This is a genomic window from Sphingobium sp. JAI105 (genome assembly GCF_015752145.1).
Lineage (GTDB): Bacteria > Pseudomonadota > Alphaproteobacteria > Sphingomonadales > Sphingomonadaceae > Sphingobium > Sphingobium xenophagum.
In genome coordinates this window covers 2,255,382-2,271,723 of record NZ_JADOUC010000001.1, presented here as the reverse complement: position 1 = coordinate 2,271,723, position 16,342 = coordinate 2,255,382, and the positions used below count along the sequence as shown (strand labels likewise).

Genomic DNA, 16,342 nt, shown 5'->3' with positions numbered 1-16,342 from the left:
GCGCTCCCCGTTCGTCCTCACAACGATCGGTGAAACGAGGTGAGCGGACAGCTTATGGGATTTTCGCTATGTGACAATTGCATGACGGTCATATGGCTTTGCCATCCGTGCATGCAGATGCGCCTGCACACATCTGGACCGAAGGTTTGATACACAGTTTGGCCGATTTCAGGTTGGTCCACCGCAAGCTAACCTGGGATATCAGCACATCCGCTTCGCGCCATGGCATGAGGTGCCGATACGATCACTGCCAGTCAGCCGCTGACCAAAGCCCGTCTCTTACCCCTTGTAACGCAGCAGCGAACCTTAACGCCCACCTGTTTGAATCAACGTCGAGCGCGAAATGCCAACGGCAAACCAGCTACGCCACCCAACGCAAAAGAGCGCCGCAGTTACAAATTCGGTGGAGACAATGTGGAGACAGCGACCAATAGAAGGAGCTTTGTCTCCAACTTTTTGATCGCATCATGCCCCAGAAACCATTGATTTTACGATGATTTCTGGAGCGGGCGAAGGGATTCGAACCCTCGACCCCAACCTTGGCAAGGTTGTGCTCTACCCCTGAGCTACGCCCGCTCGACGCTTGATGGAGACGCTGTCCCCGTCGGGTGAGGCGGGCAACTAGCAGCGCTTTTTCGGGATGGGCAAGGGGAGAATTGCCAAGATCGTGAAATTCCTGCTCCGACTGGCAAAGTGGGCGACTTTGCAGGGCTTTGCGCCCGTGTCACCCGAAGCGAAAGGCATGCGCGGCAATGCCAGGGCCGCCGCTGCTGCCCATGATTGATTCGCTCTGTCCGAAAAATCAACGTGGGTGGCATTTCGCAACTTTGCCTGGGTGGTCATTCTGTTAATCTGGGGATCAAACTCCATATTTATGTCCAGCGGCGGATCATTTGTCGCGTCCCTTCGTATGACAGTCCAAGCAAGAGGAAGCACCCGCGATGCCATCCGATCATCTCACGCGCCGTTCCCTGTTGCAGGGAAGTGCGGCGGTTGCCGCAGCGGCCCCCACGCTGGCGTCTGCCGGTGCGGCCACTGCACGACCCACAGCCAAGGGAGAAACCGGGATGATCCCCGTGGAATTGACCGTGAACGGGCGCGAGGTGCATCTGCAACTCGATCCGCGCACCACCCTGCTCGACGCGCTGCGTGAGCATCTGCATCTGACCGGGACGAAGAAGGGTTGCGATCAGGGGCAGTGCGGTGCGTGCACCGTCATCGTCGAAGGCAGGCGTATCAACAGCTGCCTGACGCTGGCGGTCATGCATGATGGCGACACGGTGACGACGATCGAGGGGTTGGGAACAGCCGACAAGCTCCATCTGATGCAGCGCGCCTTCATCACGCATGACGGTTATCAATGCGGCTATTGCACACCGGGACAGATATGCTCGGCTGTCGCGGTGCTGGAAGAGATCGCGGCGGGCGTCCCCAGCCATGTGACCGATGATCTGGATCGGGTTGCGCTATCCGACCGAGAATTGCGCGAAAGGATGAGCGGCAATATCTGCCGCTGCGCCGCCTATCCCAACATCATAGCCGCCATGAATGAAGTGGCCGGGGAGAAGAAGGCATGAAGCCTTTTACCTATAGCCGCGCGACCAGCGTTGCGGATGCCGCCAAGACCGCAGCCGCAATGCAGGGCGCGCGCTTCATTGCCGGCGGCACCAATCTGCTCGACCTGATGAAACTACAGATCGAAACGCCGACCCACCTGATCGACGTCAATCATCTGGGCCTCGACCGGATCGAACCGACGCCAGAGGGCGGATTGCGCATCGGCGCGCTGGTCCCCAATACTGACCTGGCGGCCGACAAGACGGTGCGTCGCGACTATGGCGTGCTGAGCCGCGCGCTGCTGGCGGGCGCTTCGGGACAATTGCGCAACAAGGCAACAACGGCAGGCAACCTGCTTCAGCGGACCCGATGCCCTTATTTTTACGACACCAACATGCCTTGCAACAAGCGCAAGCCCGGCAGCGGCTGTGGCGCGATCGGCGGGATCAGCCGTAGCCTCGCCATATTGGGGGTAAGCGACGCCTGTATCGCCCAGCATCCCAGCGACATGGCAGTGGCGATGCGATTGCTCGACGCGCAGGTCGAGACGGTCGGGGCGGACGGCGTGGCGCGCGCCATACCCATCGCCGATTTCCACACGCTGCCCGGTGACACGCCCCATGTCGAATCCGCGCTTAAGAATGGCGAGATCATAACATCGGTGACCTTGCCCAAGCCAATCGGCGGCACCCATGTCTATCGCAAGGTGCGCGACCGGGCGTCCTACGCCTTTGCGCTGGTGTCTGTCGCCGCCGTGTTCGGCAAGGACGGCGGAGGCCGCTTCGCCTTTGGCGGCATCGGCGCAAAACCATGGCGAACGCCAGCGGCAGACGCTGCCGCCTCATCCGGGGCGAAGGCGGTGGCGGAAGCGGCACTGAGCGGCGCGCGCACGACCCATCACAATGCATTCAAGAAAACGCTGGTCGAACGGACGCTGGCGTCGCTCTATCGGCAGAAGGAGGCCCGGTCGTGAAATTCGATACGCCCGCCACCACCAACCCCATCGACAAGGGCCGCGTCGTCGGCGTCGCGCAGGACCGTATCGACGGCCCTGCCAAGGTGACCGGCAGTGCGCCCTATGCCTATGAACGGCATGATGCTGCGCCCAACGCCGTCTATGGCTGGATCGTCGGGTCCGCGATCGCCAAGGGAAGGATCGCGGCCATGGACCTGCGCGCGGCTGAAGCAGCGCCCGGCGTGCTGGGGATAGTGACCCACGCCAATGCCGGTAAGCTGGGCAAGGGAAATTATAATACCGCTCCGCTGCTGGGCGGCCCGGCGATCATGCATTATGATCAGGCGGTGGCGCTGGTGATCGCCGACACATTTGAAAATGCGCGCGCAGCCGCCAAGCTGGTGCGGATCGATTATACGCCGCAGGATGGCAAGTTCGATCTGAACACCGAACTGGACAATGCCGTCAAACCACCAGACAGCGGCTTCGGCGGGGCCGCCGACACTGCCGTTGGCGATTTTGACGGAGCCTTTGCCAAGGCAGCGGTCAGGATCGACGAGCGCTACACTACCCCAGACCACAGCCATGCCATGATGGAACCGCACGCTACCACCGCCGCGTGGAACGGCGACAAGCTGACGCTGTGGACGGCAAATCAGATGATTGCCTGGAGCGTGGGGGAAGTCGCCAAGACGCTGGGCATTCCCAAAGACAATGTCCGTCTCGTTTCGCCCTATATTGGCGGAGGTTTTGGCGCCAAGCTGTTCCTGCGCGCCGACGCATTGCTTGCGGCATTGGGGGCGAGGGAAGTCGGACGTCCGGTCAAGGTCATGATCGCCCGCAACCAGATACCCAACAATACCACCCATCGTCCCGCGACGGTCCAGCGCATCCGCATAGGCGCCGACAGGAATGGGGTGATCGACGCCATCGGCCATGAAGTATGGTCGGGTGACCTGCCCGGCGGCGGCCCGGAGACGGCCGCGATGCAGACGCGGCTGCTCTATGGTGGCGCGAACCGCCTGACCGCGCATCGCCTCGCCACGCTCGACCTGCCCGAAGGCAATGCGATGCGCGCGCCCGGCGAAGCCGTCGGTCTGCTGGCGCTGGAAATCGCGATGGACGAACTGGCGGAAGCATGCGGCGTCGATCCGGTCGAACTGCGCATCCGCAACGATGTGCAATATGATCCCGAAGCGGGGCCGCAACGCCCCTTTTCCAGCCGCAAACTGGTCGAATGTTTGCGCGCCGGGGCCGACCGGTTTGGATGGAGCAAGCGCAATCCCACGCCTGGCAAGGTGCGCGATGGTCGCTGGCTGGTCGGCATGGGGGTGGCCGCCGCGTTCCGTAACAATATGGTCGGCAAATCGGGTGCGCGGATCGGCGTGGATGGCGCCGGCAAGGTCATAGTTGAAACCGACATGACGGACATCGGCACCGGCAGCTATACCATCATCGGCCAGACCGCGGCAGAAATGCTGGGCGTATCGCTGGATGACGTCATCGTACGGCTGGGCGACAGCCGCTTCCCCGCATCCGCCGGGTCTGGCGGTCAATGGGGAGCGAACAGTTCTACAGCCGGCGTCTATGCCGCCGCCATGGCGCTGCGGGCAAAGCTTGCGGAAAAGGCGGGCTATCCGGTCGACCAGACGCAGTTTGAAGATGGTCTGGTGAAATTGGGCAATCAGTCGCAAACGCTGGCTGCGCTCGCCGGTCGCGAGGGTCTATGGGCGCAGGACAGTATCGAATTTGGTGATCTGGACAAACGCTATGCCCAGGCGACGTTCGGCGCGCATTTCTGCGAAGTCGGGGTGGACATCGACACCGCCGAAGTGCGCATCCGCCGCATGGTCGGGGCATTTGCGGCCGGGCGCATTCTCAATCCCAAATCCGCGCGCAGCCAGGTGATCGGCGCGATGACCATGGGTGCCGGTGCGGCATTGATGGAGGCGTTGGAGGTCGACACCCGCTTTGGCCTGTTCATCAATCATGACATGGCCGAATATGCCGTGCCGGTTCATGCAGACATACCCGAACAAGATGTACTGTTCATCGACGAACTGGACGACAAAAGTTCACCGATGAAAGCCAAGGGCGTGGGCGAGCTGGGCATTTGCGGCGCGGGCGCAGCGGTTGCCAATGCAGTCTACAACGCTACTGGCCTGCGGCTGCGCGACTATCCGCTTACCATCGACAAGCTGTTGAAAGCGCAGATGATCTGAGGATGGACCGACCCAAGGTCTAATGGAGCGCCGTCACCTGCCCCCCTAGCCTTCCTCCCATAGACATAATGGAGGATGGCATGAGGGGTGTGACGGCGCTGTTGGCAACCAGTGCGATGGCGCTGTGCGGCGGCATCGCGCGGGCGGATGAGGCAGATGCCGGTCGCCAGCCCATCATCGTGACGGCGCCAGGCGGCGGCATCGACAGCGACGACGGCCTGTCGCTGTCCGCCGCCGACATCGCCAAAGGCGGCAGTCCCGATCTGCTGGGCGCGCTGGTCCGTAACTTCGCCGGTGTCACCTTGCAGGACGCGCAAAACAACCCGTGGCAACCCAATCTGGTCTATCGCGGCTTTGTCGCTTCGCCGCTTCAGGGACAGGCGCAGGGGATCGCCACCTATCTGGACGGCGCGCGCTTCAACCAGCCGTTCGGCGACACCATGCAGTTCGACCTGTTGCCCGAAGCCGCCATTGCGCGGATCAGCCTGCTCGACAAAAGCGCGGTCTATGGCCTCAACGCGCTGGGCGGGGCGTTGCTGATCGACACCAAGACAGGGCTGAGCGATCCCGGACTGGAGGCCAGCGTTTCACAGGGCCAGTTCGGCATGACCGAAGCGAGCATCGCGGCGGGCGGGGCACGGGGCGATTTCAGCGCCTTCGCGGCGTTTCAATACACGCGGGACGATGGCTGGCGCGCCTTTTCGCCCTCGACATTATATAATGGCTATCTCGACCTGGGCTTCGACACGCCTGGTGGTGGCCTGCACCTCAAGCTGGTCGGGGCGGACACCGACCTGACCGGCAATGGCGTTTCGCCGGTCGAACTGCTCGCGGTCGATCGGCGCGCGGTATTCACCTGGCCCGACAATAGCGCCAGCCGCTATGGCCGGGTCAGCCTGCATCCCTGGGTCGCGCTATCGGATACGACCCGGATCGAAGGGACGCTCTACGCGCAAAAACTGACGCTGCGCAGCGTCAATGGCGATGCTGCCGATATCGAGGGTTGCGAGGAAGAGGATGAGGCTGGCCTGCTATGCCTGGAAACGGTGGGGGATACCGAATGTGAGGAGGAACAGGCGGTCCTGACGGACGCCAATGGCGATCCGATCGCCGACAGCCTGGGGGGTAAAGGCTATGGCGTCCTCAATCGCGGGCGCACCGCGACGCGGGCGATGGGGGCGCTGGTGCAACTGATCGACCAGCGGGCGTTGGGCGCGGGGGACAATCATCTGGCGCTGGGGCTGAGTTACGACACAAGCCGCACCCGGTTCGACACATCGACCGAACTCGGCGCGATGACCGAGGAGCGAAGCGTCGAAGGGCTGGGACCGATCATCATCCAGCCAGACGGCGCCATCGCGCCGGTGGGATTGGTCGCCCATACCGATTATTGGGGGGTATTCGCCCAGGATCGGTTACCCATCACCCCGCGCCTGTCAGCCGAAATCGCACTGCGATATAATTGGGCGCGGGTGGTGTTGCAGGACCAGATCGGCACCGCGCTCAATGGCCGGCATCATTTTTCCCGGCTGAATCCCGGCATCGAGTTCGACTATGAGTTGTCCGACGCTTTGGCGCTGCGGGCGGGCTATGCGGAAAGCAACCGCGTGCCGACTCCGGCCGAACTGTCCTGCGCCGATGAAAATGCGCCATGCAGCCTGACCAATTTCTTCATCGCCGATCCGCCGTTGAAGCAGGTGGTCGCCAAAAGCTGGGAAGCGGGTGCAAAGGGCAAGGCGCAGCTTGGCGGCTTTGCAGTTGATTGGCTGTTGTCGGCCTGGCGGACAGACAATCGCAACGACATTCAATATGTCGCCTCGGAAATTCGGGGCCGCGCCTATTTTCGCAATATCGGCAGCACCAGGCGGCAGGGGGTGGAAGCGACGATCAGCGCACAGCGGGGCGGGCTGCAAGCGGGCCTCAGCTATGCCTTTACCGACGCCACCTATCGCGCGCCGCTCAGCCTATCCAGCCCGGCCAATCCGACAGCGGACGAGGACGGCCTGATCGCAGTCGAGCGCGGTGACCGCCTGCCCGGTATAGCCCGGCATAGCGCGACGCTGAACCTGGACTATGCCGGTCAGGGCTGGAGCATTGGCGGCGATGTGATCGCGCGATCGGGCCAATATCTGGTCGGCGACGAAGGGAATGATACGCCCAGGCTGGGCGGCTACGCCATCGTCAATCTGCGCGCGAGCGTGGATGTGGTGCGCGGCGTCAGCCTGTTTGGCGAGGTGCGCAACGCCCTGGGCAGGCGCTACGCGACCTTTGGCACGTTCAGCGAAGTCGATGAGATCGAACTGGAGGAGGTGCCGGGCGCATCCAATCCCCGTGCCTATGGACCGGGCGCGCCGCGCCGCTGGCAGGTGGGGATCAGGGCGCGCTTTTGACGTCGATGCGCGGCAGCAATGCCGCTTCGATGCCAGGATAGAGATGCGACACGCTGCGCTGCACTTCGTAGCGGGCGGCAGCCATCCCGGCAAAGCGGGCGGGGATCGGCAGGTCGCCCGCCTCCACCATGTCGAGACCATCGCGCACCGCCTGCGTCAGTGCGCCTTCCAGCCAGTCGATCCAGTCGCGCGTCTGGGCAATGGCCGCCGTTCCTGTCGGGTCGAGCGGCCCATGGCCAGGCAGGACGCCGCCATGGGGCAAGGCCTTCAGCTGGTCCAGACTGGCGCGCCAGGCCGCAAGATCGGCGGTCGGGGTGCTGGGCGCGCGATCATGAAAAACGAGATCACCCGCCAACAGCAGGCCGCTTCTTTCGTCCAGCAGCGCCAGATCCGCACTGCTATGGCCGGAAAGCGCAAGCAGGCGCAGCACCCGCCCGCCAAAATCCTCCTGCGCCGCCATGATGGTCCGGCCCGGCAGGATCAGGTCCGTGCCGCGCATCCAGTCGCCCAGCAGCCTGTACATGCCATCGGCATAACCCTGCCCCTGCGCCGCCAACGCCGCGATCGTGCCCGGCAGCGCGGCGACGATGGCAGGATCGAAGGCGGCCAGCCCCAGGCCATGATCGGGATGGAGATGGCTGACATAGACCCGTATTATGCGCTGGCCCGTCAATTGCTCGGCCACCTGGCGCAGGGCGCGGCCATAGCGAAGCGAAGGGCCGCATTCCCATAGCACCGTCCCCACGGGCGTTGCGATGATGGCGATATTGGCGATCGCCCCGCCATTATGCTCTTCGATCGGCTCGTCCGCGCCGCGCACCATCCAGATGCCATCGCCGACCGGCACCGCCGTGATGCTATAGTCGGCCGCACGAGCGGGCATCGTCGCCAGACCCGCTATCCCGCCCAGCATGGCGCGTCGCGAAAGCTTCATCGTCCGCCCGGCATCGGCGACTGACGCGCCAGAATGAGGTTGGCCCGGTAGTCGCGCCCGTTGGTATCACGCGCCGCGACCCGCAGCGCCGCATCCGGGCTGCCGTCCACCATCAGCGTGATCGCCGGGTCTTCCGCCACCGATGCCCATATATCCATGTCGCCCAGCACACGCCCGTCCCCGTCGGTCACCGCCAACGCCTCCAGATGATAAGTGGCGATATTTTCGACAAGGCCGGTGTCCATCGGATGCCGGAAGCTCAGCCGCACCCGATTATAACCCTGCGCCATGGGCCAGACTTCGCCACGTATCTCGCCCAGATGGTCAGCCCAGTCGCCCTTGACCCGGCTGACGGGTGGCGCGGAACAGCCGCCGCCCGCGGCATCGACCCAGCCGCCCGACACCAGCCATTGCCCGCTGTCCAGTTGCACCGCGCCGCGTACCGGAGTGCGCTGATCCAGTTTGATCCGAGTCGCGACATAGGGCGCGGCATGCAGGGGGCGATAGTCGATCGCGACCGGAATGGGATTGAGGTCCGCGAGCAGGATCATCCGCCTGACCCCCGCTATTCCGCGCGCATCAATGACCACCGGAAAGGCGCGCTGGTTTTCCGCGATCATCGGGAAGGACACATGGACTCGGGGGTCGAACCGCACTGGATCATCATCGAACAGGGTGCGCGCATGGGCTATCCACATCGGTGAGCCGAGCGGATCGGCAGGCGGAGTGGCCCCGGCACCGGCCGGCGCCAGCGTCAGCATGATCGCGACCCATAGGCTCTTTGCCCTGCGCATATCCTTCTCCCTTATGACAGGGTCTAATGGAGGGCGCGACGCGCTACCATTGGCCCTTGGGTCATAAGCCGGGGAGAGGATCATGCGGCGCTTCATCATGGCGGCGATGCTGGTTGCGTTGCCCGCGCTGGCGCAGGAGCCATTGTTCGACACGGAGGGCTATCGCATCGCGCATTATCGCGCGCCAGTGCGCCAGCCGCCCGCCGGCGTCGGTCGAATCGCGCTTGCAGCAGCGGCGCAGCTTGTGCCGGACAGGGATGCCATCTTCATCGATGTCCTGCCGGCCGAAGGTGGTCATCGTGAACCGGACGGGCGCTGGCGGCTGGCGTCATCGCATGACTCCATCCCTGGTGCGCACTGGTTTCCCGATGCCGGGCGTGGCCAGCCCGATCCCGCCATTGCCGGGGATTTTGCCACCGGCGTTGTCCGGTTGAAGGCGCGCGCGCGCGGCAGGATGCTGATTCTGTTCTGCCGCTCCGACTGCTGGATGGGCTGGAACGCTGCCAAAAGGTTGCGATCGATGGGCTTTGCCAATGTCTGGTGGCTGGCGGAGGGGACGGATGGCTGGCGCGACCTTGGCCTGCCGCTCACGCCAGTCCAACCCGAAGGCGGCACGGCCACATAGGACCAAAGGCCCATTGTGCGCAGGCGCGCTCCGGACGCACTCTTGGCGCAATCTGGCGGCCATTAGCCGCGTGCATCTTTGGAGAGTGATGTGATCCATCTGCGCCTGTCAGCTGGCCTTGCCGCTGCCCTGCTCCTTTCGCCGCTGCCCGCTGCGGCAAAGGATATTGTGGTCCATATGAAAAATCAGGGCGCGGACGGGGCGATGGTGTTTGAACCATCCTTCGTGAAAGCTGCGCCGGGCGATACCATCCATTTCAAGCCGACCGACGCCAGCCACAATGCCGAAACGATGGCGAACATGCTGCCCGCGGGCGTAACCCCGGTGAAGGGCGCGATGAACAAGGAGATGGTGCTGACCGTCGCCAAGTCCGGCCTCTACGGCATAAAATGCATGCCCCATTATTCGATGGGCATGGTCGCGCTGGTCCAGGTGGGCAAGGTGTCCGCCGCCGACCTGGCAGCGGCCAAGGCGGTCAAGCTGCCCCCCTTTGCCGCCAAGCGCATGACGGCGGCGCTCGCAAAAGTGAAATAGATCCAAGGTGCAATGGCCCGGCACAGGTCGCCGCGCCATGTTTTCAGCCAATTTCGACAGGACAGGAGTAGGACGATGCTGCAGCAGGCGATGGAGCGGTTCACCGGCAAGACGCTGATCCGCAACCAGTATGACAATTATATCGACGGCCAGTGGGTCGCCCCGGTCAAGGGCGGCTATTTCGAAAATATTTCCCCCGTGACGGGCCAGGTCGTCGGGACCATCGCGCGCGGGACGGCCGAGGATATCGAGCTGGCGCTCGACGCGGCGCACAAGGCGAAGGATGCCTGGGGCAAGACCTCCACGACGGAACGCTCGAACATCCTGCTCAAGATTGCCGACCGGATGGAAGCCAATCTGGACCTGATCGCGATGGCCGAGACGATCGACAATGGCAAGCCGATCCGCGAAACGACCCATGCCGACATTCCGCTGGCCATCGACCATTTCCGCTACTTTGCAGGCTGCGTTCGCGCCCAGGAAGGGTCGATCAGCGAGATCGATCATGACACCATCGCCTACCATTTCCACGAGCCGCTGGGCGTGGTCGGCCAGATCATTCCCTGGAACTTCCCGATCCTGATGGCGGTGTGGAAGCTGGCCCCGGCGCTGGCGGCAGGCAATTGCATCGTGCTGAAGCCCGCCGAACAGACGCCGATGTCGGTTCTGGTGCTGCTGGACATTATCGGCGACCTGCTGCCACCCGGCGTGCTGAACGTCGTCAACGGCTTTGGCGTCGAAGCGGGCAAGCCGCTGGCCAGCAACAAGCGGATCAGCAAGATCGCCTTCACCGGCGAAACGACGACCGGCCGCCTGATCATGCAATATGCGTCGGAAAACCTGATTCCCGTCACGCTGGAACTTGGCGGCAAGTCGCCCAACATCTTCTTTGCTGACGTGATGGATGCAGACGACGATTATTTCGACAAGTGCCTGGAAGGCTTTGCGATGTTCGCCCTCAATCAGGGCGAAGTGTGCACCTGCCCCAGCCGGGCGCTGATCCAGGAATCGATCTACGAAAAGTTCATCGAACGCGCGATTGCGCGCGTGAAGGCGATCAAGCAGGGTAGCCCGCTCGACCCGGCGACGATGATCGGCGCGCAGGCGTCGAACGACCAGCTGGAAAAGATCCTCTCCTATATCGAGATTGGTCTGGCCGAAGGCGCGGAATTGCTGACCGGCGGCGCGCGTGCGCAGCTGGATGGCGAACTGAGCGAAGGCTATTATGTCACCCCGACGGTGTTGAAGGGGCATAACAGGATGCGGATATTCCAGGAGGAGATTTTCGGTCCGGTTCTGGCCGTCACCACCTTCAAGGATGAGGCCGAAGCGCTCGCCATCGCCAACGACACGCTCTATGGTCTGGGCGCAGGCGTGTGGACGCGCGATGGAAGCCGCGCCTATCGTATGGGCCGCGGCATCCAGGCCGGTCGGGTGTGGACCAACTGCTATCATGCCTATCCGGCCCATGCCGCCTTTGGTGGCTTCAAACAGTCGGGCATCGGTCGCGAAAACCACAAGATGATGCTGGACCATTATCAGCAGACCAAGAATCTGCTGGTCAGCTACAGCCCCAAGGCGCTGGGCTTCTTCTAAAGGGTCGCAACGAAGGCGCTTGCCTTTCCCCTGTAAGCGCCTTCGTCCCAGGCGGGCGTCCCCAACGGACGTCCGCCCCTTTTTGTAAAGGAAAGCCTGGCTGTGACGAACCCGCTTCCGCCCCGCATATTGGCGACAGATGCAGCGCTGGCGCTGATCGCGCAGCTGACCGACAGGCATGGGCCGCTGATGTTTCACCAGTCGGGCGGCTGTTGCGACGGGTCCGCGCCAATGTGCTTTCCGCGCGGCGAATTCAAGGTGGGGGCGCAGGACGTGCTGCTGGGGCATGTCGGGGGCGATGTGCCGGTATGGATCGGCGCGGCCCAGTTCGAATATTGGCGCCATACCCAGGTGACGATCGACATTGTGCCAGGGCGCGGCGCGGGCATGTCGCTGGAAAGCCCGGAAGGGATGCGCTTCATCGTCCGGTCGCGCATTTTTACCGACGACGAAAACGCCCTGCTGGAAGCGGCCGGCGATCCGCCAAGAGGCAACGCCATCGCCTGACGTGACAAATGCGCAGCACAGTGCATAACCCCTAAGAAAAAGGGGAATGCGATGGGAGAGAGCGAAATGAGTGTGGAGGCGGCGGATATTGTCTTTGCGTCGAGCCACATGCCTGATCCGGCCGATGCGATGGCGCAAGTCGCCCATGCCATGGGTGATTCACCATTGGCCGGCATGCTGCTATTTTGTTCGCACCGTTTCGATCGCGACGCGCTGGCCCGTGCGGTGAACCGCCATGGCGAACAACGGGTCGCGATCGGCTGTACCAGTTCGGGCGAACTGACCGAGCAGGGCTATGACGAGGATAGTCTGAGCGTCATCGGCTTTCCGGCCGCCAGCTTTCATATGGTGTCCCATTGTTTCGACGATATTGATGCGTTCGATCCGGTCGCAGCGCGGGAAGCCATCCGATCGCTTGCAGCGGTGGCGGAGCGCGACAGCCGCCATCTGGGTGACCGGGTCAATCATGTCGCGCTGTTTCTGGTCGATGGCCTGTCCCATCGCGAGGAACTGCTGACGATGACGATCCAGGATGCGCTGGGCGATGTACCGCTGATCGGCGGATCGTCAGGTGACGGACTGGATTTCCGCGAAACAGCGATCTTCCACGGGGGCCGTTTCCACCATCGCGCCGCCGTGATCGCCATCCTGTCCACCCCCCGGCCGATCCATGTGTTCAAGGGGCAGCATTATCGCCCCGGCGCGGCCAAGATGGTGGTGACGGGCGCTGTCCCGCAGGACCGGATCGTCACCGAAATCAATGCCGAGCCTGCTGCGCAGGAATATCTGCGGCTGGCGGGCCATGCCGGGGAAGCGCTGGGCCTGGCATTCTACGCCGCCCATCCGCCGATGGTGCGGGCGGGCGGGGACTATCATGTCCGCTCGATCCAGAGTGCCAACCCGGACGGCAGCCTGACCTTCTACTGCGCGATCGACGAAGGCATCGTGCTGACCGTGGGTGAGCCGGTGGACCGGATCGCGGGGATGGAGGCGATGTTCACCGATATTGCCGCCCATGTCGGCACGGTCGACCGGATCATAGCGTTCGATTGCGTGCTGAACCGGATCGACGCCGAACAGCGGCAGATCAGCCGGGCCGTATCCGAGCTCTATGGCCGTCATCGCGTCATCGGCTTCAATACCTATGGCGAACAATATCATGCGTTGCACGTCAACCAGACCTTTAGCGGACTTGCGATCGGGAAATGAGCAAGCGGGCGGAAACCGACACTGAACTGGACAGGTTGCGGGAAGACAATCGCAAGCTGCGCAAGATCAATGCCGCGCTGATCGACCGGGTCGAACGGTCGAGCGATATGGTCGGCAATGCCTTTTCGATGTTCGAGACCGCAATCACGCTGGAAGCCATGGTGCGGGAGCGGACGGGCGAACTGGAGGATGCGCTGGGCCGTCTGGCCACCGCCAATGCGGAGCTGGCCCAGGCCCATGCAACCGCCGAGGAAGCCCAGACCCGGCTGCGCGACGCGATCGATTCGATCAATGAGGGGTTTGTCCTGTTCGATGCAGAGGACAGGCTGGTTCTGTTCAACGAGGCCTATCTGAGTTTCTGGCCCGAAATTGCCGACCAGATTCGCCAAGGCCAGTCTTTCGACGAGATTGTCCGGCTCGCCGCCGCGCATCATCACGCGCTCGGATCGCTGGTCGCGCCCAACCGCTGGGTATCGGACCGGCTGGCGCGCCACAGCATTGCGGACGGCGGGCATGTGCAGGCGCTGTCGGATGGCCGCTGGGTCCAGATCAACGAGTTGCGCACGAGCGAAGGCGGTATTGTCGGCATTTATACCGACATTACCGAGGTGAAGGCGCAGGACGCCCGCAACCGGGCGCTGGAACTGGCCGAGCGTAACCTGATCCTGCAATCCACGCTCGACAATCTGTCCGAAGGCGTCTGCCTGTTCGACGCGCAGGGGCGCGTGGCGGCGTGGAACGACGCGCTCCAGCATCTGCTCGACCTGCCCGGCGGCTGGGCGCAGGAGAGCGGCAGCCATGGCGCGCTGGTCGCCTGGTGCCGCGAGCATCTGGGCATGGTGGATGAAGGGTGCCTGGACTGGCGGGGCGACCAGCCCGGCGGCGATCCGCGCCACGCGCTGGTCCATGCAGGGACGCGCAGCTTCGAGCTTCGCAGCACTGCGCTGGAACGGGGTGGGCAGGTAATCGGCTTTACCGACGTCACCGCGATGTTGCGGGCGCAGGCAGGCCTGCAGGAAACGGCCGAGACGCTGGAACGCCGGGTGGCCGAGCGGACCGCCGAACTGGAGACAGAGATCGCCGAACGCCGCGCGATCGAGGCGCAGTTGCGCGACGCCAAGACAGCGGCGGAAAAGGCCAACCTGTCCAAGACCAGCTTTCTGGCCGCCGCCAGCCATGACCTGCTCCAGCCATTGAACGCCGCGCGGCTGTTTGTCGCCGCGCTGGGCGACCGGCGACTGGCGCTGCCGACCCGCGCGCTGGTCAACCAGACGTCGACGGCGCTGGATTCGGTCGAGGATCTGCTGGAGGCTCTGCTGGAAATCAGCCGTCTGGACGCAGGCGCGATCCAGCCGGAGGTTGGCGATTTCCGGCTCGACAGGTTGCTCGACACGCTGCGCGTCGAATTTGCCCCGATGGCCCGCGCTGGCGGGCTGGAACTGGTGATCGCCAGCGAACCGGCATGGGTGCAATCCGACATCCGGCTGTTGCGACGCATCCTGCAGAATTTCCTGTCCAACGCGCTGCGCTATACCCAGCAGGGATCGGTTCGGGTGGATTGCAAAAGCGGGCCGGACGGCGTCCGCATCAGCGTGACCGACAGCGGCCCCGGCATTCCGCTCGACAAGCAGGCATTGGTGTTCGAGGAGTTTCGCCGGCTGGACACCCGCACCAGCGGCAAGGGGCTGGGCCTGGCCATCGTCAAGCGGGCGAGCGATATGCTGGGCCATCCGATCACGCTCGAATCGACGCCCGGTCGTGGATCGACCTTTGCGATTTGCCTGCCGGCGGGTGAGCCGGTGACCGATCCCGACAGCGAGCCGAACATATCCGGACGCGATCGCACGATGCGCGGCCTCAACGTGCTGGTGATCGACAATGAACGGGCGATCCAGACCGGCATGTCGACCCTGCTCGGCGGCTGGGGATGCAGTGTGCGGACGGCGGGCGGCTTTGCCGATGCGACCGCCCTGTTCACAGACGATGCCAAGCCTGACATCATCCTGATCGACTATCATCTGAATGACGGGGAGACGGGCGACCATGTGATCGACCGGCTGCGCGCCCATTTCGGCGGGCCGGTGCCTGCGGTGATGATTTCGGCCGATCGCGGCAAGGATCTGAAGGTCCGCCTGGACGCCTGCGGCATCCCGCTGCTGAGCAAGCCGGTCAAGCCTGCACAGTTGCGCGCGCTGTTGCGGACGATGCTGAAATAGATGGAAGGTCGTGCCGGGTCAGTCGGCGCGGAAATGTACCCGGTTCGCCTTGATCACTGCCTGGGTGCGGCTGAGTACGCCCAGCTTTTGCAGGATCGCCGATACATGCGCCTTGATCGTCGTCATCGACACATTGAGGTCGTGGGCAATCTGCTTGTTGAGGCGACCGTTCACCAGATGGCCGAGGACCGTCTTCTGCTGCGGCGTCAGGCTGTCGATGCGACGGGTGATGTCATCTTCGTCGGCGGACGGCGCTGCCCCTTCCCCCATGGTTTCGGGCAGATAGATTTCGCCCGACACAACCCGATGCAAGGCGTCGACGATGGCGCTGCGCTTGAGCGATTTGGGGATGAACCCGGCCGCGCCGGCGGCCAGCGCCTCCTGCACGATCGCGCGGTCGAACGCCCCCGACACCATCACCACCGGCAGGATCGGGAAGCGATCGCGCAGCAGCTTGAGGCCATCAAGCCGCCGCACGTCGGGAATGTGGAGATCGAGCAGGATGAGATCGAAATTATCCTGCTTTTCCAGCGTGGCGATCGCCTCGTCCAGGGTCGCCGCCTCGAAAATCTCGATATTGTCGAAACTGATCGCGATGACGCTGCGCAAACCGTCGCGCACCAGCGGATGGTCATCGACGATCAGCACGCGTTCCATGATCGCTTCGCCGCCCATATATTGGCCCATATCCTGCCCCTGGCCCGAATGATCGACCAAGTCATGGGATGTGGCAAGCCGCAAAGCGCAAGGCGGCAGTACCGGAGCCTGCATTGCATAGCTGCCACGTCCCATGACGATCATGA

General features: G+C 63.5%; 13 protein-coding genes and 1 tRNA gene. 10 read left to right on the top strand and 4 right to left on the bottom strand.

Features of this window, described 5'->3' with window-relative positions; genetic code table 11:
* Positions 1-501: 501 nt before the first annotated feature.
* A tRNA-Gly gene (locus tag IWY39_RS10865) sits at positions 502-576 on the bottom strand.
* Positions 577-941: 365 nt separating this feature from the next.
* Here IWY39_RS10865 and paoA point away from each other — a divergent pair.
* The 4 genes from paoA to IWY39_RS10845 all read left to right on the top strand — a co-directional run bounded on the left by paoA (position 942) and on the right by IWY39_RS10845 (position 7,124).
* The gene (gene paoA, locus IWY39_RS10860; protein WP_107125002.1) at positions 942-1,577 is read left to right on the top strand and encodes an aldehyde dehydrogenase iron-sulfur subunit PaoA; all 636 of its coding nucleotides are present in this window, start codon (positions 942-944) and stop codon (positions 1,575-1,577) included.
* On the top strand, positions 1,574-2,530 hold the full coding sequence (locus tag IWY39_RS10855; protein WP_107125001.1) for an FAD binding domain-containing protein: 957 nt from the start codon (positions 1,574-1,576) through the stop codon (positions 2,528-2,530). Before paoA ends, IWY39_RS10855 begins: the two co-directional genes overlap by 4 nt.
* Positions 2,527-4,734 (top strand): aldehyde oxidoreductase molybdenum-binding subunit PaoC, encoded by a 2,208-nt coding sequence (gene paoC, locus IWY39_RS10850; protein ID WP_107125000.1) that lies wholly within the window; start codon positions 2,527-2,529, stop codon positions 4,732-4,734. The genes IWY39_RS10855 and paoC overlap by 4 nt, the downstream gene beginning before the upstream one ends.
* Positions 4,735-4,814: 80 nt before the next feature.
* The gene (locus IWY39_RS10845) at positions 4,815-7,124 is read left to right on the top strand and encodes a TonB-dependent receptor (RefSeq protein ID WP_107125034.1); all 2,310 of its coding nucleotides are present in this window, start codon (positions 4,815-4,817) and stop codon (positions 7,122-7,124) included.
* Here IWY39_RS10845 and IWY39_RS10840 read toward each other — a convergent pair.
* A complete protein-coding gene (locus IWY39_RS10840; RefSeq protein ID WP_107124999.1) occupies positions 7,108-8,058 on the bottom strand; it encodes a quinoprotein relay system zinc metallohydrolase 1 in 951 nt (316 codons plus the stop codon). The two genes, IWY39_RS10845 and IWY39_RS10840, sit on opposite strands and share 17 nt — an antisense overlap.
* A complete protein-coding gene (locus IWY39_RS10835) occupies positions 8,055-8,852 on the bottom strand; it encodes a quinoprotein dehydrogenase-associated SoxYZ-like carrier (RefSeq protein ID WP_107124998.1) in 798 nt (265 codons plus the stop codon). The genes IWY39_RS10840 and IWY39_RS10835 overlap by 4 nt, the downstream gene beginning before the upstream one ends.
* Positions 8,853-8,934: 82 nt before the next feature.
* Here IWY39_RS10835 and IWY39_RS10830 point away from each other — a divergent pair, with 82 nt between their 5' ends.
* From IWY39_RS10830 to IWY39_RS10805, 6 genes are all read left to right on the top strand, one after another.
* Complete coding sequence (locus IWY39_RS10830; RefSeq protein WP_107124997.1) at positions 8,935-9,477, top strand: rhodanese-like domain-containing protein; 543 nt, start codon at positions 8,935-8,937, stop codon at positions 9,475-9,477.
* A 90-nt stretch (positions 9,478-9,567) separates the two neighbouring features.
* Entirely contained in the window at positions 9,568-10,011 is a 444-nt protein-coding gene (locus IWY39_RS10825; RefSeq protein ID WP_196871442.1) for a pseudoazurin, read from the top strand.
* A gap of 75 nt (positions 10,012-10,086) precedes the next feature.
* A complete protein-coding gene (gene adh, locus IWY39_RS10820; RefSeq protein ID WP_017183708.1) occupies positions 10,087-11,607 on the top strand; it encodes an aldehyde dehydrogenase in 1,521 nt (506 codons plus the stop codon).
* 102 nt (positions 11,608-11,709) lie between these two features.
* Positions 11,710-12,114 (top strand): DUF779 domain-containing protein, encoded by a 405-nt coding sequence (locus tag IWY39_RS10815; RefSeq protein ID WP_019053191.1) that lies wholly within the window; start codon positions 11,710-11,712, stop codon positions 12,112-12,114.
* 66 nt (positions 12,115-12,180) lie between these two features.
* Positions 12,181-13,323 carry an FIST N-terminal domain-containing protein gene (locus IWY39_RS10810; protein ID WP_107124995.1) on the top strand — a complete coding sequence of 381 codons (1,143 nt, stop codon included), beginning with the start codon at positions 12,181-12,183 and terminating at the stop codon, positions 13,321-13,323.
* Entirely contained in the window at positions 13,320-15,539 is a 2,220-nt protein-coding gene (locus IWY39_RS10805) for a hybrid sensor histidine kinase/response regulator (protein WP_107124994.1), read from the top strand. Before IWY39_RS10810 ends, IWY39_RS10805 begins: the two co-directional genes overlap by 4 nt.
* An 18-nt stretch (positions 15,540-15,557) precedes the next feature.
* On the opposite strand, the gene IWY39_RS10800 is transcribed toward IWY39_RS10805, so the two are convergent.
* On the bottom strand, positions 15,558-16,340 hold the full coding sequence (locus IWY39_RS10800; protein WP_017183712.1) for a response regulator: 783 nt from the start codon (positions 16,338-16,340) through the stop codon (positions 15,558-15,560).
* Positions 16,341-16,342 lie beyond the last annotated feature (2 nt).